Below are 24,004 nucleotides of genomic sequence, written 5' to 3' on the forward strand. Positions count from 1 at the left end.
CGGCACGGACGCGGAACCAAAGGCCCACTTCTTTCGCGGCACGACAAGTTGTAAGAGCATCCGGTGCGGCCCCCATATCCGCGGGTGACTCCCGAAAGCCATCCGGAAGCGGCTCAAGTTCATATTTCGAGGTCTGGTACCCCTTACTCCATTAATCAAACTGGTGCTCGAACTCGAGCTCATCAAACACGACTCGAGCATCAGCGTGCCTGGGATCCCGGCCAATTCCCACCTCGAGAGCGTCGACAGCGCCTGGAGTGCCCCTCAGGAAATGAAGAAAACGGTCGCCCTTGGATAGCAGGATGCCCGAGATACCAACGGAGTCGTAATGCTCTCGAGCAAGAACAAGGAGCTGCTCAAGGTCGTCAGGGCAGAAATGAGTGATCGCATTACACGTGTCCACGAGTAACTTCAGCGCTTCTGAGTGGCGTTAAGTCTCATTCAGATCAGTTTCCCTCGTTCTGCATTTCTCGCACATGCCGTACCTCAGCAACGGCGGGCACTTCCTCACTTACGGGCTGATTGTTCCCGATCTCATGAGAACACATGTTGCTCGCGGTGCAGTGTCCGTTGTCGTCCTGGACGATGCAGTGCATAACCTCCCCTCTTCGACTTCCGATATGAAAGTCCTCTTTGACTTTGGCCCTTGAGCTGAACCACACAACGCGGAAGATGTACAAGACCCATGCGCATAGGCACATGGATGTTCGCTTTCCTGTGGCAGCAGTGCGAGACTCCATGCATGGGGAAATTAGTGCACGGGAGCCATGAATACGATTTCGAGGACCGTTTACTGGCGCACCTCCAATTTGCCATCGGTCAGAAGCTACGCAGAGGTGAAGGCTTCTTTCTCAGTTGGCAAAAGGGTCACAGTGAAGGAGACGGTCGCACATCTGCGTGGCTATCACCTCACGTGACGATTGCGTTTCATTACTCAGGCAGTAAGGAACTCGAGATGAGCAAGCCATGGCTGAGGGTGTTAGGTGCGCTCGCGCACACGCCACGTGGTCTCGTCGCGATCAGCGAGCACGATGCCGAAAAGTTTGCGAAAACTAACCCCGACCTCGTTTGAGATCGTCCTCTATCCTCAGCCTCACCTCGAGAATCACGCCTTCCCCTTCTTTTACAGAACCCAAAAACAACCACGAAGATTCGGTGGCCTTAACGCGGCAAACGGCGCCACGTTATCGCCTGTTCGACGAGTCGCTCTCCACGAGAGGCCTGGCAGAGCGTGGCTCTAGGCCCCGGCAAATAGCCGGTCCGCGTATCGCAGCGGTCGCTCGTGTGCAGAGTCGAACTCGGGAAGCCGGGGCTGGATGAGTTCATCGAAGGATGGCTCATCGGTACTGTACGGGTTCTCGAAGTCACCGCTCGCGAACGGGTGGTTCTGGAGTTCGTAATCCCACGCAGCGCGCAAACGTTCACGGAGTTTGCGAACGTCAGGGTTTTCGACGATATTACTCATGGCCGTCTCCTACGCCGCCAGAACGGGGTTACGCTTTGCCCATTTCAGGGCGTCCATCTCAGTGAGCACAACGAGCCCGCGCGAGCTGTGCGAAATCGCAAGGAGTGCTCGGAGCCAGTCTTGGTTGAGTTCTGGCTGTTTCCCGCCCGAGAAGCGGAACGCAATCGGTGAATGCTCTGAGATCCAGAGCTCGTAGCGGCCGCTCCCCTTCGCGGTGGGGAGTGACCAGCTGAGGAAGAACGGTTCTCTCCGGCTGAGCTTTTGGCCGATCACCACTTTGAGGTGGGCCAGTGTGCGGTCTTCAAACTCGTATTCACGGTTTCCGTGTGTGATGTACCCCATGCCGAGAAGTATGACACAAGTTGTGCAATTCAGGAAACAATTCACTTCTTGGGTTAATTATTGTGTCTTCCATAATCTTGAGAACCATGGCAAGATCTTTTATCGTCCAGCCTCGATCGTCCTTGTGTACCCCATACACCGTCGAGGTTCGGGACGCGTCGATTCGCACAGATGAGACATCCTGCCCCCTCGTTTCCACACCCGGGCGAGGGGGCAGATTTGCATCCAGGGCAGGATGTCGAAACGCCGCAACTCTCGCAACCGCATATCGCGGCACTTACACACCTGAAAGCATTATTCCTGTCGTCGCGCGTGTGGCCCGATAGCTTCTCAGATTCGCGACGACAGGCGGTCGTCTCCTCTGGTGAAGTTGCGGAGACGGCCGCTTTATTCGTGATGTGTCAACGGTTGCGCGTACTGTAAGCATCAATTTTTTTGTCACTAAATGTATATTCGCGCAGGCTTCACCCCAAAGATACTCTTCTGAAGCAGCCCGAACGTTTCGCGTTCATTCGGCGTCAAGTTGACGTCACTCTAGGGCCTGCGGGAAGGCTCATCTCATGAGCATCACCCTCCCGCTCACAGCAGAAGTATCGTGGGCGAAAGTAGAAGACGGCTTCTATGTTGGAAGCCGAGGCGGAGAGTTTCTTGGCTACATCGATCAAGATGACAGCGGACTCTACGTCGCGAGCGACATGTACTCTCATCCCATCGGCGAGTATCAATCTCTCAGCCAGGCGATGCGTGCAGTCGACGAGGAGCATCATGTGCGAGAAGTGCAGAACGAACGGAACTGAGATGAAGACAGAGACTCATAGCCCCGAGGCGCTGAAGTTCGTGGTCTACACCAGCAACGCGGTCACCCGTTTCTATGCTGACGATCTCGAACAGCTCCTCGTGCTCGCGCGAGCCCACAACCATTCGGTCGGGATCTCCGGCATCCTCCTGTATAAGAGTCACCGCTTCATCCAGTTCCTTGAAGGGCCTCCCGGTGCCGTCGATGCGCTGATGGAGAGGATCAGCAGGGACCCGCGTCACACGGACGTACGTGTCGTGGTCGATGACCTCCGTCTAGATCGTCAGTTCCAGGACTGGAGCATGGGTTACCAGGTCACGAGAGACGATGCGGAACCCCTCCCGGAGGGTTTCCGGGATTCGTTTGCCGACATCGAAGCAGCCCCCGACTCGTTCACGACCGGTCGTGCCGCGAAAGAACTCGCGCTGTGGTTCCGCGTCCGTTCAGCACGCGCGGCCCGGGCGGCTGCAGCTTAGCCGAGAGAAGCGCGCGAGTACTTCTCGCGCGCGGCGCACGATTGACGCTCACGTGCCGTAGGCTCCGCCTTGGGGTACACCTGCAACGCCTCTTCTTCGAATCCCACAGTTCCGAAGAAGAGGCGTTGTGCTTTCTCCGGTAGTCACGGATGATTACTTCACTGCCTCGTGCGGTCGGATTCCATCCCCGGCTCGCGGGGCAGTGCCAGTGGTGGGATACTTATCGCGGTCGCTCGTCAGTCCATCCCCAATGCGCAGACGAGCGGCCAACACGCTTGATACACGTGCACAGCCCCCTCAGCTCGGGAAACCGAGCACTGAGGGGGCCTTCGTGGCTTCTGGCCCGTTCGGCAGTAAGTTGGGGGCATGAAGATCTCAGCGCACTTCTCGCGCCTTCCCGAGAGCGTGCGGCAAACCGTACTCGACGAGCTCGATCGAGAAGTCACTGACAGTTTCGCGATTCTCGAGAAACTCAACCAGAACTCCGATACTCGGCCCGAAGAGATCCGAGCAGTCGAGGGCGATATCGTGCGAGCTTCAGAGCTCCGATCAGCGTTTACTGGAGAGTAGCTCTCCCTCGAACGACGTTCGCTGCGGGAACGGAGCACAATGTTTTTTCTCTTCAGCGACAGCGACAGCGACAGCGACAGCGACAGCGACAGCGACAGCGACAGCGACAGCGACAGCGACAGCGACAGCGACACGTTCGCCACTCCCCCGGCGACACATTGAGCGACACGCCAAATGTCGCGACATCGACTCGCGACATGTCCCCGTTACGCGCGACTCGCGACATCTATCGAGCTGTCAACGATGTCGCGTCACTCTTCAACCTGCCGCCTACTGCTCCAGCCGGGGCCTCAAGCAGCGAGTGTCGCGTCGCCATCAATGTCGCGAAGATGCATCGCGAGCACACTCATCGCAGCGAGAACATCCTCGGCCTGGACACCCTGAGTCGGCGATTTCAAGAGCACTTTGTTGAGCCGGTACTCGATCACTTTGCGCTGCAACGATGTCGCCTCGACGATCGCAGCAAGCTGATGCGTGTCCACGAGCGTGTACACCTGAGTTGTCGCAAGCGACGCGTGACCCAATAGCTCCTGCACACCCCGAAGATCACCCGTCACACGGAGCCCGAGACTCGCAGCCCTGTGTCGCAAGTTATGGGTACTCCAGTCATCACCGAGATACCGCTTCAGCCACTTGTACACGGTGGCGGGGTGCAGGTGTCCCCCGAACCGGCCTCGGAAGTAGAACTCTTGACGTCCCTGCATCGCTTCGAGCTGCTCGAGCAGACTTAGCGTTAGAGCGTCGAGCGGAACCACGCGCTCCTTGGAACCTTTGCCGGTCACGCGCAGCAAGTCACCGTCACGGTTCATCGGGTGGGCGCTCGCGATCTCTGCACGTCGCAGCCCTTGCGCCGCAGCGAGGCTCAGCATGGCCGATTCGATCAATGGTGCTCCGTCGAACGCCTCGATCACGACATCTTCTGGCGCCGGCCTCGGGAGGTATCTGGGGACTCGCACGACGGCGAGGTGTTTCGCTGGGTTGTTCTGGATGAACTGTCGCTTACGAGCCCAGTAGAAGTAGATCCGATACGACGCGTACACCTTCTTGCGGTACGCCGCGGACCAATGCTCAGTGCGCTCGTCAATGTAGGACTCGAGGCTCTGTCGGCTGACCGAATCTGCGGGGCCGATCGCTTCGAGTAAGCGTCGCACGTCACCGAGCCGCTGTTCGAGCGTCCCCGGCGATCGGCCCTGGCGGAGCAGATGAAGCCGGTACTCCTGGAGGAGTTTGGCGTCGTCCGGAAGTGTCACACTGCTGCGAGCGAGCGCGAATCTCGCGCGTCACGCCATTCGGAAAGAACCTCGACTGGGCTCCAAACTCGTAATCCGTCGGTCGCGGGTTCAAGCCCCGCACGCCCTACTCACACGCGTGAGCGCGCCAGCAACCGTCCGCGCGCTCACCACGACTCGACATCAGGAATTTGGTCAACGACCGTCGATTCGATTCGCTGCAAGAGCGTCACCGTGCCGACTTCACTGCCCGGATACTGTTCGGTTTCCTCGGTGAGTACGACTCGAGTGCCCAACATGCGCGCCGATTCGGTATCGAAAATGAGCTGAAACGAGTTTCCACGGAACTCGTTCACGGTGATGGCGGTTCCTGCGGCAATGAACGGTGGATTTCCCAACGAATCTGGAGCCGGATCGTAGGGTTCAGCCACGACCCCGGGAAGCTCCCCGAGCAGCCGCAGTGCAGCCGCACGCAGCGCATGCGGTGCCATCGGGTCGCCCACGATATCTCCAATTTGGGACTTCACGGCGTCGTCGTCAGAGCGAGGTTCAGGGAGCAGGAAGTCGTCGTTCTGCGCACGCGCGAGAAGAAACGCGCGCAGTTCAGCGGTGTCTGTCGGAGCTTCACGGAGTGCCTGTGCGTCGGCCTGGACCTGTGGGTACATGGCGTTCGCTTCAGCTTGACCCTCCGGGGTCACCGGATAGCGCCCGGCAATGGATTGCGACTCCCGGCTCTCAAGAGAGATGTGCTGTGCAATCTGCTGCAACGCATCCGCCTCACTGATGCCCGCAGGGAGTGCAGACACGATCTCCGTCGGTGATTCCTCTTGCTGCCGGAACGTCCAGATGCCGCCATCATCGGCTGGCGCATAGCTCACGCGATGCTCACGGGTGCGATAGGTCACATCGCTTCCGTCACTCAACCACGGTTGAGTCATGATCTGCTGGTAGCTCACCTCAAAGCGAAGGTATTGTCCGTCGTGAACGGTGATCTCAGGGAGAAGTTGGGCGGACCGCTCGAGCAGCGCGGATGCTTCTGCTCCCGGGTCTGGAGTTGCGACCGGACCGAACACCGCACTGGGCGCCACAACGGCGACCGCCCCCACCACGGCCCCCACGGCAATGACACCGGCGCCGCCCCACGCTCGAGCTCGGCGTGAACCCCAAAACCTGCGGGAGCTCTTCCTGCGGGGAGTGTGCCGCCCTGCCGCGATGTGTCGTTCAAGCGCTGCGAGGCCGCGGGCGTCCTCGGCTTCCGTTGGGTCAATCCCTTCGCTGCGAAGATCACGCAGCCGGGTGAGTTCATCGAGTTCGTACATAATCTCGCTCCGTCGTGCTAGCTGCGCTCGCGTCAATATAAGTTCGTAAGGTTTTTCGGGCTCGGTGCAACCGCGTGCGCACGGTGCCTTCGGCGATGTGGAGCGCCTCCGCAATGCCCGCGGTATCCAAATCGCTCCATGCTGCGAGACCGAGCACATCTCGGTCCCCGCGCGACAGACGCGTCATCGCCGTGGCGAGCGATCGCGCGGTCACATCGGCATCCAGGCGATTGTCGACATCAATTCCAGGATCGACACCGCCGTGTAAAGAGCCTTCTCCCCCGAGGCCGCCGACGCGCGCTGCAAGCTTCCACGCGTGTGCTTCCTCGCGCCGTCGCCGTCGAATGAGCTGGGTGGCAATGCCGAGCAGCCACGGCAGCGCGCTCATGACACCGTCGCGGAATCGATGTCGGCTCTCGAATGCGACGAGGAACGTTTCGCTCCGGAGATCCTCCGCGCATTCGCGACCCAGCCGAGATGCGATGTAGCGGAACACAGGCAGCGAATGCCGCCGATAGATCTCCGTGAATTGGCCGGGGTGCTCCAGCGCTTCCGCGATGACCTCTGCGTCGGATCGCACGTAGGTTTCTCTCATACTGAGTATTGTCGCCAAAACCTAAAAACGTTCTCAGATTTTTTCGGCGGTTCATCCGCAGCGGGATACTCCGACCCCAAAGCGCCCGTTCAGCGTCGCAAGAATCCCACCAACACGGCGATGAACGGCAACGCCGCCGCGACCATGAGCGCGGTACCGAGCACCGGCACCGTGCTGACCACCACGGCGCCGGCAATCAACAGACCGGTGCCGGTCACTGCGGCGATGATCCGGCGTTGCGCGGTTTCGAGTCGCTGCAGACGCCGCTCGAGACGCGGCAGCCCCACCTCGAGATCGTCATCGTCGATGCGGCCCAGGATCGCGTCGAGGCGCCCGGGCACACGTGCGGCGGCCTGCACCGTCCGCAGCGCCCGCCCCGCGAAGTCGCGAACGAGGTTGCCGCGTTCCTCGCGAATGAGTTGTTGCGCGTAGGGTTCGACAGCGTCCCACAGGTTGAAGCGCGGGTCGAGCGCGCTGCAGACGCCTGACGTCAGCGAGATCGCGCGAACGATGAGCAAGAAGTTTTCGGGGAGCTGGAACGGGAGGGTACGGATGACATCGCTGAACTGACGGCCGAAATCGCGGAACTCGCGCGGGTCGACGTCGCGGAGCTCCGCGAAACCCATGCCGCCGAATCGGGCGAAGAGCTGTGTCATCGCCCGCTCGAGCTCGGCGGTATCCGCGCTGGGCAGCAGCACACCGACCTCTTGCATGGCATTGACCAAACCGCGCCCGTCGCGCGAGGCCGCGGCGACGAGCAGCGACCGCAGAGCGGAGCGCGTGCCTGACGGAACCTCCCCCATCATGCCGAAGTCGATGAACGTGAGCCGCCAGTCGCCATCGGTCGGCGTGACAAAGACGTTGCCGGGGTGCGGGTCGGCGTGGAAGAAGCCGTGGGTGAAGAGTTGATCGAACATGACGCGCGCGAAGCGCAGCGCGACCTCATGGGGGTCGATGCCGGCAGCGCGCAGCGCGTCAACGTCAGTGATCTTGATCGCGGTGACGTCTTCGAGCGTGAGCACCCGCGTACTGCTGCGCTCCCAGACGATCTCGGGTACTCCCACTCCGGGGTCGTCCGCGAAGTACTCGCGGAAGCGTTCCGCATTCGCGGCCTCGTGCAAATAGTCGATCTCTTGGAGACTCGTTGCCGCGAACTCTTCGACGAGCGCTGGCATGTCGACGCGTCGCGAGACGAGCCTCACATGGCTCAGCCAGCGCCCCACCCGTCGCAGCGCTGCCAGGTCGACCGCGACGACTCCGTCAATGCCGGGCCGCTGCACTTTGAGCACCGCGCGCTCGAACCCGGCATCGGCCGCGAGTGCGCCACTAAGCACTGCGCGGTGCGCCTGGCCCAGCGAAGCCGCAGCGACGGGTTCCGAGTCGATCTCGGTGAACACCGAACCGAGCGAGACCCCGAGCTCGTGTTCCGCGAGACGCGCAATATCGGCGAACGACTCCGCCGGAACTTCGTCTTGCAGACCTTCGAGCTCGGCCGTCACCTCCGGAGGCAGCACGTCGAGCCGCGACGACATGAACTGCCCAACCTTGATCATGAGACCGCGGAGCTCAATCGCAAACCCGTGAAACGATCGCGCGAACCGCTGCATCCGCCGCGATCGCGTGCGCTCCGCGATGAACCCGAGACCGAACCGCGGCAGCACCAATTCGAACCACCACGCCACGACGAGGTGCCGCGATGCGAATCGCAGTATTCGGCGGTACCGGGCTTGGTCGGTCTCGGCGGCCGCCGCAGAGCGCGAGTGCGACTCGAGCGGTCTTTCGACCGACACCCCTTAGTCCTGCGCCAAGATGCCGTACAGCTCCCGGCGTGCGCGCTCGAGCACATCAACCGCCTCGGTCACCTGCTCCGGAGTCCCGGTGCGACCGACCTGGGCCGCAGCCTGCGCGAGATCGAAGCCAGCCTGCGCAAGCGCGCCGTGACGTTTCGGCGACTCGCCGGACGCAGCGGTCTTCCAGGGCGCTTCACCCTCGCCCTCGGCGACGGCATCGCGCCCGGCATCGGTGAGGGCGTACGTTTTGCGCCCGTTCGACTCCTCGGCCGTGATCAAGCCCTCGTCGGCGAGGAGCTGCAACGTCGGGTACACGGAACCGGCGCTCGGCTTCCATGATCCGCCACTGCGCTGCTCGATCTCACGAATGATCTGGTAGCCGTGCATCGGCTCCTCGGCGAGCAGCGACAGCACTGCGGCACGCACGTCTCCGCGAGCGACTCGAGAACCGGCGCGCTTCTCGAACCCGCTGCGCAACTGGTCTACGGCTTCCCAGAGCGACTCTCCGGCAGCTCCCGGGGTGAATCCGAAACTTCCGAATGACTGATGCATGACCGCCTCCGATGCTCGTTCGAACGATACTCAGCAACATAATCCGACATGCTGAGCGATACATGGGAGCCCGCTGCCAGAATGCTCGTCATCGCGAGCCCGTAGACTCGGGAGTTATGGCGATCGGATCGACGATGCACACCTTCGAGGTGGACCTGGCCGACGTGGACCGCGGCGTGTACGAGCAGTTCACGCTTCGGGTCGCGAAGCACCCCTCCGAGACCGAGGCGTTCATGGTGACGCGCATCTTGGCGTACTGCCTCGAGTACGTCGAAGGCATCGCCTTCGGTGGTGGCGTGTCCACGACCGACGAGCCCGCCGTGCTCGTCCGCGACCTCACCGGCGCGATGACCGCCTGGATCGAGGTCGGTGCACCCGATGCGGCGCGGGTGCATTCCGGGAGCAAGCTCGCCGAACGAGCCGTCGTCTACACGCATCGCGATCCGGCGAAAGTACTCACGGCGTGGTCGGGCAAGACGATTCACCGAGCCGACGATATTGCCCTTTTCGCCGTCGATTCCGCGCTCGTCGACGGCACCGTCGCAGCACTGGCGCGTCGCAACACCCTCACCGTTTCGCGCACCGAGGGGCAGGTGTACCTTGATCTCAACGGCACCAGCATCTCGGGCACGGTCGACGAGCATCGGATCACCGACGCCCGATAGCCCGTTCACTCGGGGTCGATCTCCGGCAGCAAACGCGGCCCAGCTCCTTCGGCCCCGAGCGCATCCTCGGGGTTGAAGACTCGGCACGTCCGCAATGAGAGGCATCCGCAGCCGATGCAACCGGTGAGCTCGCGTTCCATCCGTTCGATTTCGCGCCGGCGCGCTTCGAGGCGGCCGCGCCAGTGCTCGCTGATGCGCTCCCAGTCGCGCTTACTCGGCATCCGGTCGTCGGGCAACCGACCGAACTCAGCCGCCACCTCCGAGAGCGGGATGCCCATGCGCGCGGCGAGCCGAATGATCGAGACCCGGCGGAGCACGTGTCGCGCATACCGGCGCTGATTGCCCGCGGTACGCGTACTGGCGATGAGGCCCTCGCGCTCGTAGAAGTGCAGAGCAGACACCGCGACGCCGGTGCGTCTGGCAACTTCACCGACGGTGAGCAGGTCGGTAGGCGCTCGCGACACGGTCGACTCCTCTCCACTTGACCTCAACGTCACTTGAGGTTTTACCGTAGCTATCATGCCACGTGACACCTCAGAGATCCCGATCGCTTCAGACACCCGGCTCCCCGAGCCGCGCCGCACCCCCGCACCGGGAAGCTGGGGCGAACTCTTCAGCCCGCAGTTTCTGCCGGCAGCACTCGTGCTCGCCGGTGGCGTCGCGATGTACGCGACGAACGTGTACGTGACCGCAGCGCTGCTCCCGTCAGCCGTGAAGGAGTTCGGCGGAGCCCAGTACTTTGCTTGGGCGGCGACCGCGTTTCTCACCGCGTCGGTAATCACGTCGATGCTCGTCACGCGCACCATCGCACGATTCGGCCCAGCCGCCGCCTACGTCGCGGCATTTCTCGTGTTCGCTGCAGGCACGCTCGTGAACGCCGCATCGCCCGGCATGGAGGTACTCCTGATCGGCCGCGCCGTGCAGGGCCTCGGCGGGGGCCTGCTCGCCGGGCTCGGCTACGCGGTCATTCGCTCCGCCCTCCCCGATCGGCTTTGGACGCGCGCGGCCGGGCTCGTCTCCGCAATGTGGGGCGTCGGCAACCTGCTCGGACCGACACTCGGCGGAGTTTTCGCACAGCTGGGGTGGTGGCGCGGCGCCTTCGTGCTGCTCGCCGTGATCGCGCTCGTGCTCGCCTGGGTGTCGCGGCGCGCCGTGCCGGGTGCGCACGCCGCAGGGCACGAAAGCGCCTCCGTACCGCCCGTGCCGGTGTTCGCGCTCGTCTTGCTCGCGCTGGCCGCCGCCGCATTCAGTGTGACCGCGGTGCTCCCTCGCGGCACGAGCACGGTCATCGGACTCGTCGTCGCGACGGCACTGCTCGTCGCGTTCGTGCTCCGCGAGCGCCGGGCAGCGGCAACCGTGCTCCCTCGATCGACGTACCGATCCGGCAATCCGCTGAAATGGGTGTATCTGACCCTGGGCCTACTGAGCGCAGGAGCGATGACCGAAGCATTCATTCCGCTCTTCGGGCAGCAGTTGGCGGGGCTCTCCCCCATCACCGCTGGTTTTCTCGGTGCGGCGCTCTCCGTCGGCTGGACCGTTGCGCAGCTCAGCAGCGTGAATCTCACCTCGAGCCGCGGCCGAAGCACCGTCATCGTGCTCGGGCCGGCGCTCCTTGCTGTCGGCCTCGGCACCTATGCGGCGTTGGTGGCCGCAGACGCAGAGGCGTGGCGCGTAGCAGCCTGGGCGATCACACTGTTCGCGGCCGGCTGCGGCATCGGCATGGCATTCCCGCACTTGAGCGTCGCCGCGATGCGCAGCACTGACGATCCCGTCGAAGGCGCGAAAGCCGCCGCCGGTGTGAGCACGACCCAGCTCATCGCGAACGCGGTGTCTTCAGCGGTTGTTGGAGTTCTCGTCGCGGCGGGCGGCCCGGAAACGCTGGGCTCGGCCCGAACGATGGCGGTCGGAATCGGCGCGGGTGCGGCACTCGGGCTGGTGACTGCGGTGCTGGCGATCCACCATCGCTCGTCGCCGGCATCGATGCGCGAGTAAGCCGGTGTCGGCGTCGTTTCAGATGATGATCGTCGTGCGCGAGGCGTCATCGGGGCCGACGCCGGGCCGAGCCCGCGTCGCACCCCAGGCGATCGCGATGCCGATGAGCACGAGCACGATGCCGCCCACAACCGCGGCGATCGCGAGCGCTACTCCTGGCCAGACGAGGGCGAGCACGCCCGCGACCACCAGCACGGCGCCGGGCACGATTGCCACACCCGGTCGCACCCGCGCGAATCGCATGCCGACCGCGAGCCACAGGGCACCGATCGTAATGAGCCCGAAGCCGGCGAAACTCACGAGCGCGCGTGCCGTCGCCCCGGTGAACGCCATCGCGATCAGCCCCGCGACGATCAGCAGTGCGCCGCCTATTGCGGCGGTGATCGACCCGCGACCGCGCACCAGCAGGGCGATGCCGTTGGCGATGAGCGCCGTACCGAAGAGCACGACCAGAATCCAGCTCGCCGAGAAGAACGGCCACACCACGAGGCCGACTCCGATCAGCGCGACGACCACGCCGATGGCGATCACTGTCGCCTTCGGAAACCGGCGTCCGGGCTCGCCCGAAGCGCCTGAGTCACGGGGAGACGGGAACGGCATCGGATACTGGGACACGGAGACCTCCGGGCGGTGCGGTTCGACGGAGCGGTTCAACGCTGCGGGTGCGGCGTTGGCCCCATCGTATGCGTCGAGGTCGAGCAGACGCCTCGAATCTGCAGGCTGATCGCCAGCAGCGTACGCGTCGCCTCGCGGCGCACCGCACCGTTTGCCACAATGGTGGGCGATGACCCCCGATGATTTCTCACGACCGGCGCTTGAGGTTGCGCCGATGCTGCTCGGCGCACTCCTCACGGTCGATGCTCCCGAGGGTGCAGTCTCTCTCCGCGTCACCGAGGTCGAGGCATACCACGGTGTCGGATCGCCAGGCCCACCAGACCTCGGGTCGCACGCACGAAACGGCAAGACTGACCGCAACGCATCGATGTTCGGCCCGCCCGGCCATGCCTACGTCTACTTCTCGTACGGCATGCACTTCGCGATCAATGTGGTGTGCTCGCCCGAGGGCACGGCCTCCGGGGTGCTGCTGCGCGCCGGCGAGGTGCGGGCGGGCGCCGATCTGGCGCGGCGACGGCGTAGCGCCCGTCGACCAGAATCGACACTTCAACCGCAGCAGCTCGCGCAGGGCCCGGGCAATGTAGCGCAGGCACTTGGGATCCGCCGCGAGGTGCACGACGGACACTCGCTGTTCGCGGCGCCGTTCAGCCTGGTGCTCCCCGAATCCCTGGCGCCTCGCATCGCGCACGGGCCACGCGTCGGTGTTGCCGGTGCGGCAGGCGGGCCCGAGTTCCCGTGGCGTTTCTGGATTCCGGACGACCCGACGGTGTCGGCCTTTCGCGCAGGTCGAGGTGCTCCACGCCCGGAAGTCGTCGGCCACCCGTTCGACCCGCAGACCCGCTGGCCGTTCGCCTAGCCTCCCGGGCTCAGCAGTCCGGTCTCGTACGCGAGAATGACGAGCTGCGCGCGGTCGTGAGCGTGCACTTTCGACATGATGCGGTTGACGTGCGTCTTCGCCGTGTGCGGCGAGATGACCAGAGATGTGGCAATCTCCTGGTTCGAGCGACCCCGCGCAACGAGCAGCAGCACCTCCCGTTCGCGCTCCGTGAGCAGCGCGAGTTCGGGGGCTGATGCAGCGTCGGCGCGCGGTGCCGCGGGCATCACGTACCGAGTGATGAGGCTTCGCGTCGCAACCGGTGAGAGCAGCGCTTCCCCCGCGTGCACCGAACGAACCGCGCGCGCGATGTCATCGGGCTCCGACCCTTTGCCGATGAAACCACTCGCACCGGCGCGAAGTGCGGCGACCACGTAGGCATCTTCCTCAAAGGTGGTCAGCACCAGCACGTGCGTCGCCGCGTTCAGCTGGTCTGCGCAGATCTGCTCGGTCGCGGCGATCCCGTCGACGACGGGCATCCGAATATCCATGAGCACGACATTGGGGCGCAGGATCGCCGTGCGTTCCACCGCTTCGGCCCCGTTGGCAGCCACGCCCACCACCGCGATATCGGGGTGCCCGTCGAGAATGTCGCTCACGGCCTGACGGATCAACATCTGGTCATCGACCACGACGACGCGAATGGTCGGGCCTGCGGTCATACGCGCGCGCCTTGCACCGGGAGACGCACCTCGAGCACGTAGCGCGCGCCCACGACACCGTCAGCACTCGCGCCATTGACGGGACCCGCTGAGACGCTACCACCGAGCGCCGCTGCGCGCTCGCGAATGCCGACGAGTCCGTAACCGCTCCAGGCGGGGGCGCGGTGCGCGTCTCGGCGCGGTTCGGTGGGCACACCGTTCGCAATGCGCACCGACACGTGCGATGCGGAGATGTCGATGGAGCACTCAACCGGCCCATCTGCGCCGTGCTTCTGCGCGTTCGCGAGCCCCTCCTGCACGATCCGATAAGTGGCCACTCCGACCGCATCCGGTACCGACGAAGCTGCACCGGTGATCGCCGAGTGCACCTCGAGGCCGCCGGCCCGAAGGTCGCTCACGAGCGCCGGGATACGCGCGATCCCGGGTTGCGGTGCGTCCGGAATTGCCTCGATGGCACGGTCAGCCGCTTCACCCGACGCTGCGATCTCCTCTGACCGAAGATGCCTGAGCAACTCCCCGATTTCTGAGAGCGCTCCGCGCGCTGAACTGCGGATCGTGCCCAGCGCCGACTCTGCCCGCTCCGGTCGGGTGCGGAGTGCGCTCGATGCGACGCCGGCGTTCAGGCTGATGACCGAGATCTGGTGCGCCACCGTGTCGTGCAGGTCACGCGCGATTCTGAGCCGTTCTTCGGAGACGCGACGCGACGCTTCGGCTTCACGGGTCTCCTCCGCGCGCCGCGCGCGTTCCGTTGCGGCTTCGAACAATTCGCGGCGCGACCGCGCACTGTCGCCGAGCGCGCCGGCGATCGCGGCGGCCGCGGCCGCCTGCAGCAGCCGAGGATCCGACGATTGCCAGCCTGTCACCGCGAAACTGATGACGAGGATCCATGCCGCGCTCACGCCGACCGTGATGGCCGTCACGACCCGCTCCGAGTGCGAAGCGAGGCTGTACGCGGCGATCGCGAGCGCGAGCATGGGGCCGAGCGTCGGCCAGCCGAGCCCACTGGCGACGAAGAACAGGATGAGTGCGGCACCGAGCACGAACACGGGCCAGCGGAGTCGCAACGCAAGAACTCCTGCCGACACGACGATCAGCGCGACCAGCGCAAGATCCCACCACACCGGAAGTTCGATCGCCCGACCGCTCCCAGGTGGACCGAATCCGCTAGGCGACCCTGCAATTCCAGGGGAACCGGGGAATCCGAAGAACCCAGTGCTCCCGGCGAACCCGCGGAGCGCGGGGAGTGCGGAGAGCACCCCGGCGACCACGACCACACCGACGACGACCACTTCGATTCGCCAATTCGCATCACCACCACGGAGCGCCCGAGCATCGTGCGAAGCATGCGCAGAGGAGACAGGGAGAACCGACACGAGCACCAGTGTGCCCGTGATTCCTATGCGTGGCATCCACCTGACGCGGCAGATCCGCATACCGCAGATGCAGTACCCAGGTGCACCCGACGGGGTGACGCGCGGGAGTCTGACAGCCGCGAGACTCGCAGCAGCAACTGAAAGGACCTCCATGTATTGGACCATGCTCCGCAGCGAGCTGCTCGGCCGACGCCGCCAAACGATCGTCGTCGCCGTCGGCCTCGCCATCGCGATCGCCCTCGTGATCGTCGTGTCATCTCTCTCGACCGGCATCAAGCAGGCGCAGACGCAAGCGCTCGAGGGGGTGACCGGCGTGGGCACCGACCTCACCGTCACGGGGGCAGCTGCGGAGCCCGGTCAGGGCGGCGGCGGTCCGCGCTTCGACTTCGGCTCCGAGTCGGGAGACACCGATGACGCAGGCACGACGCGGGTGGCGCAGTCGAACCTCATGACGCAGCCGGGTCGCGGCACGCTGGATGCCTCGGCGGTGAGCACCATCGCCGAACTCGACGACGTCGCCGCCGCGACGGGCACGCTCAGCCTGACCAACACCTCGTTCTCGGGAGAACTCCCCGACATGTCGCAGACAAGCGACCCGGCTGCCGGTGAAGCCGCGACCGGCGATGCAGCGGGGAGCGCACCCGGCGGCTTCGGCGGAGGCGGCGGCGGTTTCGGCGGCGGATCGTTCGGCGTCGACAGCTTCAGCGTGCTCGGCGTCGATCCCGCGGCCACCGATGTGGGGCCGCTCTCTGCGACCGAAATCACCGATGGGCGCGCACTCACCGCGGATGACGCCGACGCACTCGTCGCCGTCGTCGACGCGAGCTATGCGACCGCCCAGGATCTCGCGGTCGGCGACACTCTGGAGGTGGGTTCGGACTCCGTCGAGATCGTCGGCGTACTGGCGTCGACCAGCACCGACGCCGATGCCGCGGCCAACGTCTTCCTGCCGCTCGGCACCGCCCGTGTACTTTCTGACTCCGATGACGTCGTGTCGACGGTGTACGTCGTCGCGAATGACTCCTCGTCGATTGACGGCGTGCAGGCAGAGATCGAGAGTGCCCTGCCCGACGCGACGGTGAATTCGCAAGCTGACCTCGCCGCACAGGTGTCGGGTTCGCTGGCGAGCGCTTCATCACTGATCGGCAGCCTCGGCACGTGGCTCTCGATGATCGTGCTGGCCGTCGCCCTGGCGATTGCCGTGCTGCTCACCGGCGCCGGCGTCGCCCGACGCACTCGCGAGTTCGGCACGTTGAAGGCCATCGGCTGGTCGAACGGACGCATCATCGGCCAACTCGCCGGAGAATCGGGCGTCCAGGCCCTCATCGGCGGCGCAGCGGGGCTCGTGCTCGGCCTGGGCGCGATCGGGATCATCAACCTCATCTCGCCGACTCTGCAGGCGGCGACGGGGTCGGGCACGGCCGGTGGCCCCGGCACCGGAAGCGGCATGCAGGGTGGCGGCATGCAGAGTGGCGGCATGCAAGGCGGCGGCATGCCCGGATCCGACGCCGCAGGGAGCACGTCGGGCAGCGATGCCTCCGGCGCCATGGGCGGCTTCGGTGGCGGAGGCGGGTTCGGCCAGACCGCTTCGAGCACGGCAGACATCGTGCTGCACGCACCCGTCACCCTCTGGGTCGTGCTCGCCGCGCTCGGCCTGAGCCTGCTCGGCGGCTTGCTCGCCGGCGCCTTCGCCTCGTGGCGCGCAGCCCGACTCAGCCCCGTCGAGGCACTGCGCGCCGTCGCGTGACTCACCGACCACACCACTTGCAGATCTGAGGAGCACCATGTCACTCACCACCACGGAGACAGCCGTTTCCGCATCACCGGATTCAACGCCAGCCCCCATCTACCGGCTTTCCGGCATTACTCGGCAGTACGAGAAGAAAGGCCAGCGAATCACGCCCCTGAGCGGACTCGACCTCGACATCGCCACCGGGGAGTTCGCCACGATTCAGGGCCCGACCGGCGGCGGCAAATCAACGCTCCTCCAGCTCTTGGGGGCGCTGGATCGCCCCACCTCTGGCACGATCACCCTCGATGGCACCGACCTCTCGCATCTCTCGGACGCCGAGCTCACGCGAGTGCGCAAAGAACGCATCGGTTTTGTCTTCCAGTCGTTCAATCTGCTTCCTACGCTGACCGCAAGTGAGAATGTGGACACCGCGCTTGAAGGTCGCGGCATCTCAACCGCTGACCGTGCCGCGCGCGTTGGCGCGGCACTCGCGAGAGTCGGCCTCGCCGAGCGCGGCGAACACCGGCCGATGGAGCTCTCGGGAGGCCAACAGCAGCGCGTTGCGATCGCTCGAGCGCTCGTCGCGGAGCCGCACGTGCTGCTCGCCGACGAACCCACGGGAAATCTCGACGAGTCGATGCGCGACGAGATTCTCGGCTTGCTCGAGCAGCTGAACGCCGAGGGGCTCACGATCATCGCGGTCACTCACGACTCGGCGGTCGCGAAGCGAGCGAATCGCCGATTGCGCCTCGAACACGGACGCATTCGCGATATTACTCGTTCGTAGAATTGCTCTCGTTTGTCTCGAGCGCGGACGCGCCGCTTTGCGGATGGAACTTCGCGAGGCCGACAACTCCGATGACCGCGACCGCGCCCGAGACGACGAAGGCGACAATGGCCCAGGCGGGGGCGCCCGCCGCCTCATCGAGCACGACGATGCCGATCAACACGGCAATGATGGGGTCGATCACGGTCAGCCCGGCGACCACGAGATCTGGCGGACCAGAGGAATAGGCGTTCTGCACGAAGACCATGCCCATGAGTGCGCCCGCGAGCAGCGCCGCGACGCAGACCCAGGTGAGCCACTCGAACTCCCCCTGCTGCAGCCGACCAATGACGGCCTTCGCAAAGGTGGCGACGAAGCCGTAGAGCACCCCGGCGCCGACGATGTAGATCAATGCGACACTGCGGTGACGGAACCCGATGAAGAGCGCGAGAATCAGCGCGAAGACGACGCCGAATGTGATCAGAATCTCGATCAGTTTCGTGTCGGTCACGGGCTGATCAGAGGCCGTGAACGCCGCGATCGAGACGAAGATCACGATGCCGAGCACCGCGAGGCCGATCGACCAGCGCACGCGTTTGCCCAGTTGCACACCGCTGACGCGCGAATTCAGAATCGACGTGATCACGAGCCCGACGACGCCGATGGGCTGCACGATGATCAGCGGCGACAACGACAGCGATCCGATCTGGAATGCCACCGCGAGACCCAGAAACAGCGTGCCGACGACCCACGATGGGCGACGGAGCAGGTTGGCGACATGACGAAACGAGAGCCCCGAGCCGGCACTCTCGCCGGTGATGCGCTCGACCTTGTTGAGTCCGCGCGACTGATACTGCGCGCCGAACGCGAGCAGTGCCGCACCGACGAGCGCGAGCGGAATACCCAAGAACTGCTTGGGGTCGAGCGTCGTCACCTCAGCCATCGCGTCGGCGAGACCAATGCTCGCGACGTGCGAGGCGGCGATGATCAGGCTCGAATGCACACCATCACCCTAGCGGGTGGTCGTCGCCGTGACACTGCGGCTGGCCGCAGGGTTGCCGTTACCGGTCGCCCTCGTCCCCGCGCATCAGTTCCACGAGCCTTGCCGCAGCGCGCGGTACCTCGTCGTTCACGATGATCTCGTCGAACTCGTCGGCCGCCGCGAGTTCGACCTTCGCCGTCTCCAAACGGCGTGCGCGCTCTTCCTCGTCCTCGGTACCGCGACCGACCAGACGGTCGACCAGCTCGTCCCAGCTCGGCGGAGCAAGAAACACCAGACGGGCTTCCGGCATGCTCGCGCGCACCTGACGTGCACCCTGCAAATCGATCTCGAGGAGCATCAGCTCGCCGCGCTCTGCGGCTTCGACGACCGGACGACGCGGAGTGCCGTAGCGAGAACGGTTGTGCACCGTCGCCCACTCCAGCAGATCGTCCGCAGCGAGCATCCGATCGAACCCTTCGTCGTCGACGAAGTAGTAATGGCGGCCGTGCTCCTCACCGGGGCGAGGGGCGCGCGTCGTCGCCGAAACCGAGAGCTTCACTTCCGGGAAGTGCTCACGAATATAGGTCGCGACCGTGCCTTTCCCGACAGCCGTCGGACCGGCCAGCACCGTCAGCGGCGGACGAGGGCCGACGCGCACGGTGCCGGTGCGATCCCGCACGAACGACTCGAGCCGATCGCGCTGCAGCTTGCCGAGACCGCCGAGGCGCTTGCGCTCGGAGATGCCGAGATCGTCGCGCACGCGCTCCGCCTTCACCGCCCCGATCGCCGGGAACGAGAGCAGGAAATCGGTAATGCGCAGGGACGCAGCCGGGGTGCCCGGCACACGCGACTGCTCCATCACGCGGAACGGGGACACCTCGCCGGAGCGGAGACGGCGCTTCAACTCAGCACGGGCCTGGCGTGCCGCGATGGCGGCGCGGTTGGCCGCAACGCGATCCACCTCCGGCATCGTCCGTTCACTCGTCGTCAACAGTCCACTCCCCTGATATCCCTGTGCGCATTCGTTGCGTAGTCGGGTTACAGCCTAGGCCGCTTCGCGGCTCAACGCGAAGCGGATCGCCTCAGCGCGCTCGCGGATGCGGTCACGGAGCCCGTCGGGACCGCCCTGCAGAATGCTCCGGGACTCGTTCGCCAGCAACGCGTGCCCGATGCCGCCGAAGATTTCTGCCGCTTCCTCGATGCGGGCACCTTGGTGCCCGAACCCCGGCGCGAGCACCGGCAGTGCCGGCCCAGCGGGCCGCTCCGCGGTCTCGATTTCGAAACCCGAGAGGTCCAGCGTCGCTCCGAGCACCACGCCGACGGAGCCGATCGACGCGGCGCCTGACGCCGAGTGCTCAGCGTTCCAGGCCTCCGCATCCGCCACCATCGCCGCAGCGACCGTACGGCCATCGGCGCGGCGCGCACGCTGCACGTCGACTGCTTCAGGGTTCGACGTCGCTGCGAGCACGAACAGGCCTTTGCCGTGCGCCGTCACGTGACGGAGCGCACCCTCAATCGTGCCGAAGCCCTGATACGCGACCACCGTCATGGCGTCGGCCTCAAGCGGAGATCCCGGCGCCAACCAGGTGTCGGCGTACGCACCGAAACTCGACCCGATGTCGCCGCGCTTCACGTCGGCGACGACCAGCACGCCGGCCTCACGTGCATCCGCGAACACCCGCTCGAGCGCCGCAAACCCCGCCGAACCGAACCGCTCGAAGAACGCGATCTGCGGTTTCACACAGGCCGCGACCCCGGCGGCGGCGGCGACCCCGTCGCGCCCCATGCGCTCGGCCCCCGCCGCATCGTCCGCGACGCCCCAGGCGTCGAGCAACGGCCCATGCGGGTCGATGCCGGCGCACAGGTGCCGGCCCGCAGCGAACTCCGCCGCGAGCCGGTCACCAAATGTCGTCGACGTCATCAGCTGGCGAGCGCCGCGTCGCGGTCGGCCTGGTACTCCTGCAGCGACTTCACGTCGAACCCGACGCGCTGCGCCGAGATCGCCCCGACCGCGGCCGACAGCTCGGACACCGTGGTGAAGATCGGCTTGTCTGCGGCCACCGCTGCGGCGCGGATCTCGTAGCCATCGGCACGCGCCGAGCTGCCCGACGGCGTGTTGATGATCATGTCGATCTCGCCGCGGTTGATCAGATCGACGATCGTGTCGCCGTCGGCGCCGGCGCTGTGCTTGCGCACGACCTCGGAGTCGATGCCATTGCGGCCGAGCACCACCTGGGTGCCTTGCGTCGCGAGAATGCGGTAGCCGAGCTCCTGCAACCGCAGCGCGGGGAGCACGATGGAGCGCTTGTCGCGATCCGCCACCGACAAGAACACGGTTCCGCTCTGCGGCAGCTCGCTGCCGGCCGCCGACTGGCTCTTCGCGAACGCGGTCGGGAAGTCGCGGTCCATGCCCATGACCTCACCGGTGGAGCGCATCTCGGGCCCGAGCAGCGAGTCGACCACGAGGCCCTCGTGGGTGCGGAATCGCTTGAAGGGCAGCACGGCCTCTTTCACCGCGATCGGTGCGTCGATCGGGGCGCGCGAACCGTCGCGCTCGGGCAGCAGGCCCGCGGCGATGAGCTCGGCGATGCTCTCACCCGCCATGATGCGCGAGGCGGCCTTGGCGAGCGGGATCCCGAGCGCCTTCGACACGAACGGCACGGTGCGCGATGCGCGCGGGTTAGCCTCGAGCACGTAGAGCACGCCCTGGCCGATCGCGAACTGCACATTGAGCAGCCCGCGCACCCCGATGCCCTCGGCAATGCCGAGCGTGGCCTCGCGCACCTGGGCGATCTGGTCGTGGCCGAGCGTGACGGGCGGCAGGGTGCAGCTCGAGTCGCCCGAGTGCACACCGGCCTCCTCGATGTGCTCCATCACGCCGCCGACGTACAACTGCTCGCCATCGTAGAGCGCGTCGACGTCGATCTCGATCGCGTCATCGAGGAAGCGGTCGACGAGCAGCGGGTGGCCGGGGCCGACGAGAGCGTGGCCCTCGATACGACTGAAGTAGCCGTGCAGCGACTCCGTGTCGTAGACGATCTCCATGCCGCGGCCGCCGAGCACGAACGACGGGCGCACGAGCACGGGGTAGCCGATCTCCTCGGCGATGCGAATCGCACCCTCTTCGTCGATCGCGGTGCCGTTGCGCGGCGCGAGCAGGCCTGCGCGCTCCAGGATGCGCGAGAATGCTCCACGCTCCTCGGCCAAGTCGATCGCCTCGGGCGTGGTGCCCAAAATCGGGATCCCGGCATCCTTCAGCGGCTGCGCGAGCCCGAGGGCCGTCTGCCCGCCGAGCTGCACGACGACGCCCAGCAGCTCGCCCGACGCCTGCTCGGCGTGGATGACCTCGAGCACGTCTTCGAGCGTCAGCGGCTCGAAGTACAGGCGATCCGAGGTGTCGTAGTCCGTCGACACCGTTTCGGGGTTGCAGTTGATCATGATCGTCTCGTAGCCCGCGTCAGACAGCGCGAACGATGCGTGCACGCACGAGTAGTCGAACTCGACGCCCTGACCGATGCGGTTGGGGCCGGAGCCGAGAATGACGACCTTTTTGCGGTCGCTCGGCGCCACCTCGGTCTCGAGGTCGTACGACGAGTAGTGGTACGGCGTGAGCGCCGGGAACTCGCCCGCGCAGGTGTCGACCGTCTTGAAGACGGGGCGCAGGCCGAGCCCGTGACGCAGGCCGCGGATCTCAGATTCAGAGACCCCTCGGATCGCAGCGATCTGCACGTCGGAGAACCCGTGATCCTTCGCCTCGCGCAGCACCTCGAGCGTGAGCTGCGGCGCCTGCTTCACGGCCTCCGCGACCTCGTTGATGAGCTGGATCTGGTCGAGGTACCAGGGGTCGATCGCGGTCGACGCGAACACCTGCTCGATGGTCGCGCCGAGGCGCAGCGCCTGCTGCACGTCCACGATGCGGCCGTCGGTCGGGCGCTTGATGATCTCGAGAATCTCGGCGACCGGGCGGGTCTCTTCGCCCCAGTGGAAGGAGGTGCCGCGCTTCTCGAGCGAGCGGAGCGACTTCTGCAGCGCCGTCGTGAAGTTGCGGCCGATGGCCATCGCTTCGCCGACCGACTTCATGGTGGTGGTGAGCGTATCGTCGGCGGCGGGGAACTTCTCGAACGCGAATCGCGGGGTCTTCACGACGACGTAGTCGATCGACGGCTCGAAGCTCGCCGGGGTCTTCTGCGTGATGTCGTTGGGAATCTCATCGAGGCGGTAGCCGAGCGCGAGCTTCGCGGCGATCTTCGCGATCGGGAAGCCGGTGGCCTTCGACGCGAGCGCCGACGAGCGCGAGACGCGCGGGTTCATCTCGATGACGATGATGCGGCCCGTCACAGGATCGACGGCGTACTGAATGTTGCAGCCGCCGGTGTCGACGCCCACGCGGCGAATGATGTCGATGCCGATGTCGCGCAGCTTCTGATACTCGCGGTCGGTCAGGGTGAGCGCGGGCGCGACCGTGATCGAGTCACCGGTGTGCACGCCCACGGCGTCGACGTTCTCGATCGAGCAGACGACCACCGTGTTGTCGGCGGTATCGCGCATGAGCTCGAGCTCGTACTCCTTCCAGCCCAGGATCGACTCTTCGAGGAGCACCTCGGTGGTCGGGCTGTAGTGGAGGCCGTCGCCGGCAATGCGCACGAGCTCTTCCTCGGTGTAGGCGAAGCCCGAACCGAGACCGCCCATGGTGAACGAGGGACGGACCACGAGGGGGTAGCCCAGATCCTTGGCGAACTCCTTCGCCTCCTCGATCGTGTGCGCGATGTGCGAGCGCGCCACGTCAGCGCCCGCTTCGAGCACGAGCTCCTTGAAGATCTGGCGATCCTCACCGCGCTGAATCGCGTCGACCTTGGCGCCGATGAGCTCGACACCGTGCTTCTCGAGAATGCCGAGGTCGTGCAGTGCGATCGCCGCGTTGAGTGCCGTCTGGCCACCGAGCGTCGGCAAGATCGCATCGGGGCGCTCCTTGATGATGATCGACTCGATGACCTCGGGGGTGATCGGCTCGACGTAGGTCGCGTCGGCGAAGTCGGGATCGGTCATGATCGTCGCCGGGTTCGAGTTCACCAGGATGACGCGCACGCCCTCCTCGCGGAGCACGCGGCACGCCTGGGTGCCCGAGTAGTCGAACTCGCAGGCCTGACCGATGACGATCGGGCCCGAACCGATGACGAGAACGGAGTTGATGTCTGAACGCTTGGGCATG

At 65.4% G+C, this 24,004-nt stretch carries 26 protein-coding genes; 10 read left to right on the forward strand and 16 right to left on the reverse strand.

Annotated elements, in window-relative coordinates; all coding sequences use genetic code 11:
- Window positions 1-151 precede the first annotated feature (151 nt).
- Window positions 152-403 (reverse strand): BLUF domain-containing protein, encoded by a 252-nt coding sequence (locus CH42_RS17175; protein ID WP_053353134.1) that lies wholly within the window; start codon window positions 401-403, stop codon window positions 152-154.
- A 339-nt stretch (window positions 404-742) separates the two neighbouring features.
- Between CH42_RS17175 and CH42_RS10610 the strand changes: the two genes are divergently transcribed.
- Window positions 743-1,072 (forward strand): DUF7882 family protein, encoded by a 330-nt coding sequence (locus tag CH42_RS10610; RefSeq protein ID WP_053353577.1) that lies wholly within the window; start codon window positions 743-745, stop codon window positions 1,070-1,072.
- Window positions 1,073-1,237: 165 nt separating this feature from the next.
- Here the strand turns inward: CH42_RS10610 and CH42_RS10615 are convergent, their stop codons facing one another.
- Window positions 1,238-1,465 (reverse strand): hypothetical protein, encoded by a 228-nt coding sequence (locus tag CH42_RS10615; RefSeq protein WP_053353135.1) that lies wholly within the window; start codon window positions 1,463-1,465, stop codon window positions 1,238-1,240.
- A gap of 9 nt (window positions 1,466-1,474) precedes the next feature.
- Window positions 1,475-1,807 (reverse strand): DUF7882 family protein, encoded by a 333-nt coding sequence (locus CH42_RS10620; RefSeq protein WP_053353136.1) that lies wholly within the window; start codon window positions 1,805-1,807, stop codon window positions 1,475-1,477.
- A 560-nt stretch (window positions 1,808-2,367) separates the two neighbouring features.
- Here CH42_RS10620 and CH42_RS10625 point away from each other — a divergent pair.
- From CH42_RS10625 to CH42_RS17030, 4 genes are all read left to right on the forward strand, one after another.
- Window positions 2,368-2,604: a hypothetical protein gene (locus CH42_RS10625; RefSeq protein ID WP_053353137.1), complete on the forward strand. Its 237-nt coding sequence runs from the start codon at window positions 2,368-2,370 to the stop codon at window positions 2,602-2,604.
- Complete coding sequence (locus CH42_RS10630; protein ID WP_239684016.1) at window positions 2,573-3,079, forward strand: BLUF domain-containing protein; 507 nt, start codon at window positions 2,573-2,575, stop codon at window positions 3,077-3,079. The genes CH42_RS10625 and CH42_RS10630 overlap by 32 nt, the downstream gene beginning before the upstream one ends.
- A 366-nt stretch (window positions 3,080-3,445) precedes the next feature.
- Complete coding sequence (locus CH42_RS10635) at window positions 3,446-3,649, forward strand: hypothetical protein (protein ID WP_053353139.1); 204 nt, start codon at window positions 3,446-3,448, stop codon at window positions 3,647-3,649.
- A 39-nt stretch (window positions 3,650-3,688) separates the two neighbouring features.
- Window positions 3,689-3,811 carry a hypothetical protein gene (locus CH42_RS17030; RefSeq protein ID WP_275575613.1) on the forward strand — a complete coding sequence of 41 codons (123 nt, stop codon included), beginning with the start codon at window positions 3,689-3,691 and terminating at the stop codon, window positions 3,809-3,811.
- A gap of 128 nt (window positions 3,812-3,939) precedes the next feature.
- On the opposite strand, the gene CH42_RS10640 is transcribed toward CH42_RS17030, so the two are convergent.
- The 5 genes from CH42_RS10640 to CH42_RS10660 all read right to left on the reverse strand — a co-directional run bounded on the left by CH42_RS10640 (window position 3,940) and on the right by CH42_RS10660 (window position 9,134).
- Window positions 3,940-4,899 (reverse strand): tyrosine-type recombinase/integrase, encoded by a 960-nt coding sequence (locus tag CH42_RS10640; RefSeq protein WP_053353140.1) that lies wholly within the window; start codon window positions 4,897-4,899, stop codon window positions 3,940-3,942.
- 146 nt (window positions 4,900-5,045) lie between these two features.
- Window positions 5,046-5,816, reverse strand: a complete 771-nt coding sequence (locus CH42_RS10645) for a hypothetical protein (protein ID WP_156322538.1) — start codon at window positions 5,814-5,816, stop codon at window positions 5,046-5,048.
- A 364-nt stretch (window positions 5,817-6,180) separates the two neighbouring features.
- Window positions 6,181-6,792 carry an RNA polymerase sigma factor gene (locus CH42_RS10650; protein ID WP_075205339.1) on the reverse strand — a complete coding sequence of 204 codons (612 nt, stop codon included), beginning with the start codon at window positions 6,790-6,792 and terminating at the stop codon, window positions 6,181-6,183.
- An 89-nt stretch (window positions 6,793-6,881) separates the two neighbouring features.
- Complete coding sequence (locus CH42_RS10655; protein WP_053353143.1) at window positions 6,882-8,582, reverse strand: ABC1 kinase family protein; 1,701 nt, start codon at window positions 8,580-8,582, stop codon at window positions 6,882-6,884.
- Between the two features lie 3 nt (window positions 8,583-8,585).
- The gene (locus CH42_RS10660) at window positions 8,586-9,134 is read right to left on the reverse strand and encodes a PadR family transcriptional regulator (RefSeq protein WP_053353144.1); all 549 of its coding nucleotides are present in this window, start codon (window positions 9,132-9,134) and stop codon (window positions 8,586-8,588) included.
- A 116-nt stretch (window positions 9,135-9,250) separates the two neighbouring features.
- Here CH42_RS10660 and CH42_RS10665 point away from each other — a divergent pair, with 116 nt between their 5' ends.
- Window positions 9,251-9,799, forward strand: a complete 549-nt coding sequence (locus CH42_RS10665) for a YaeQ family protein (protein ID WP_053353145.1) — start codon at window positions 9,251-9,253, stop codon at window positions 9,797-9,799.
- A gap of 5 nt (window positions 9,800-9,804) precedes the next feature.
- Here the strand turns inward: CH42_RS10665 and soxR are convergent, their stop codons facing one another.
- Window positions 9,805-10,263: a redox-sensitive transcriptional activator SoxR gene (gene soxR / locus CH42_RS10670; protein ID WP_053353146.1), complete on the reverse strand. Its 459-nt coding sequence runs from the start codon at window positions 10,261-10,263 to the stop codon at window positions 9,805-9,807.
- 55 nt (window positions 10,264-10,318) lie between these two features.
- Between soxR and CH42_RS10675 the strand changes: the two genes are divergently transcribed.
- Window positions 10,319-11,791 carry an MFS transporter gene (locus tag CH42_RS10675; RefSeq protein ID WP_082309402.1) on the forward strand — a complete coding sequence of 491 codons (1,473 nt, stop codon included), beginning with the start codon at window positions 10,319-10,321 and terminating at the stop codon, window positions 11,789-11,791.
- 18 nt (window positions 11,792-11,809) lie between these two features.
- On the opposite strand, the gene CH42_RS10680 is transcribed toward CH42_RS10675, so the two are convergent.
- Complete coding sequence (locus CH42_RS10680; RefSeq protein ID WP_239684017.1) at window positions 11,810-12,406, reverse strand: DUF308 domain-containing protein; 597 nt, start codon at window positions 12,404-12,406, stop codon at window positions 11,810-11,812.
- 169 nt (window positions 12,407-12,575) lie between these two features.
- Here CH42_RS10680 and CH42_RS10685 point away from each other — a divergent pair, with 169 nt between their 5' ends.
- Window positions 12,576-13,262 carry a DNA-3-methyladenine glycosylase gene (locus CH42_RS10685; protein ID WP_053353147.1) on the forward strand — a complete coding sequence of 229 codons (687 nt, stop codon included), beginning with the start codon at window positions 12,576-12,578 and terminating at the stop codon, window positions 13,260-13,262.
- On the opposite strand, the gene CH42_RS10690 is transcribed toward CH42_RS10685, so the two are convergent.
- Window positions 13,259-13,942: a response regulator transcription factor gene (locus CH42_RS10690; RefSeq protein ID WP_053353148.1), complete on the reverse strand. Its 684-nt coding sequence runs from the start codon at window positions 13,940-13,942 to the stop codon at window positions 13,259-13,261. The genes CH42_RS10685 and CH42_RS10690 overlap by 4 nt on opposite strands.
- The gene (locus tag CH42_RS10695) at window positions 13,939-15,315 is read right to left on the reverse strand and encodes a sensor histidine kinase (protein WP_162231087.1); all 1,377 of its coding nucleotides are present in this window, start codon (window positions 15,313-15,315) and stop codon (window positions 13,939-13,941) included. The genes CH42_RS10690 and CH42_RS10695 overlap by 4 nt, the downstream gene beginning before the upstream one ends.
- A gap of 151 nt (window positions 15,316-15,466) precedes the next feature.
- Between CH42_RS10695 and CH42_RS10700 the strand changes: the two genes are divergently transcribed.
- The gene (locus CH42_RS10700) at window positions 15,467-17,062 is read left to right on the forward strand and encodes an ABC transporter permease (RefSeq protein WP_053353150.1); all 1,596 of its coding nucleotides are present in this window, start codon (window positions 15,467-15,469) and stop codon (window positions 17,060-17,062) included.
- Window positions 17,063-17,099: 37 nt separating this feature from the next.
- A complete protein-coding gene (locus CH42_RS10705) occupies window positions 17,100-17,834 on the forward strand; it encodes an ABC transporter ATP-binding protein (protein ID WP_204374543.1) in 735 nt (244 codons plus the stop codon).
- On the opposite strand, the gene CH42_RS10710 is transcribed toward CH42_RS10705, so the two are convergent.
- The 4 genes from CH42_RS10710 to carB form a co-directional block, all read right to left on the reverse strand.
- Window positions 17,821-18,816: a DMT family transporter gene (locus CH42_RS10710; protein ID WP_239684018.1), complete on the reverse strand. Its 996-nt coding sequence runs from the start codon at window positions 18,814-18,816 to the stop codon at window positions 17,821-17,823. The genes CH42_RS10705 and CH42_RS10710 overlap by 14 nt on opposite strands.
- Before the next feature lie 58 nt (window positions 18,817-18,874).
- A complete protein-coding gene (gmk, locus tag CH42_RS10715; RefSeq protein ID WP_053353151.1) occupies window positions 18,875-19,765 on the reverse strand; it encodes a guanylate kinase in 891 nt (296 codons plus the stop codon).
- A 75-nt stretch (window positions 19,766-19,840) separates the two neighbouring features.
- Window positions 19,841-20,716, reverse strand: a complete 876-nt coding sequence (pyrF, locus tag CH42_RS10720; RefSeq protein ID WP_053353152.1) for an orotidine-5'-phosphate decarboxylase — start codon at window positions 20,714-20,716, stop codon at window positions 19,841-19,843.
- Window positions 20,716-24,003, reverse strand: a complete 3,288-nt coding sequence (gene carB / locus CH42_RS10725) for a carbamoyl-phosphate synthase large subunit (protein ID WP_053353153.1) — start codon at window positions 24,001-24,003, stop codon at window positions 20,716-20,718. The genes pyrF and carB overlap by 1 nt, the downstream gene beginning before the upstream one ends.
- Window position 24,004: the final 1 nt, after the last annotated feature.

The organism is Leucobacter musarum subsp. musarum (assembly GCF_001273845.1).
GTDB lineage: Bacteria > Actinomycetota > Actinomycetes > Actinomycetales > Microbacteriaceae > Leucobacter > Leucobacter musarum.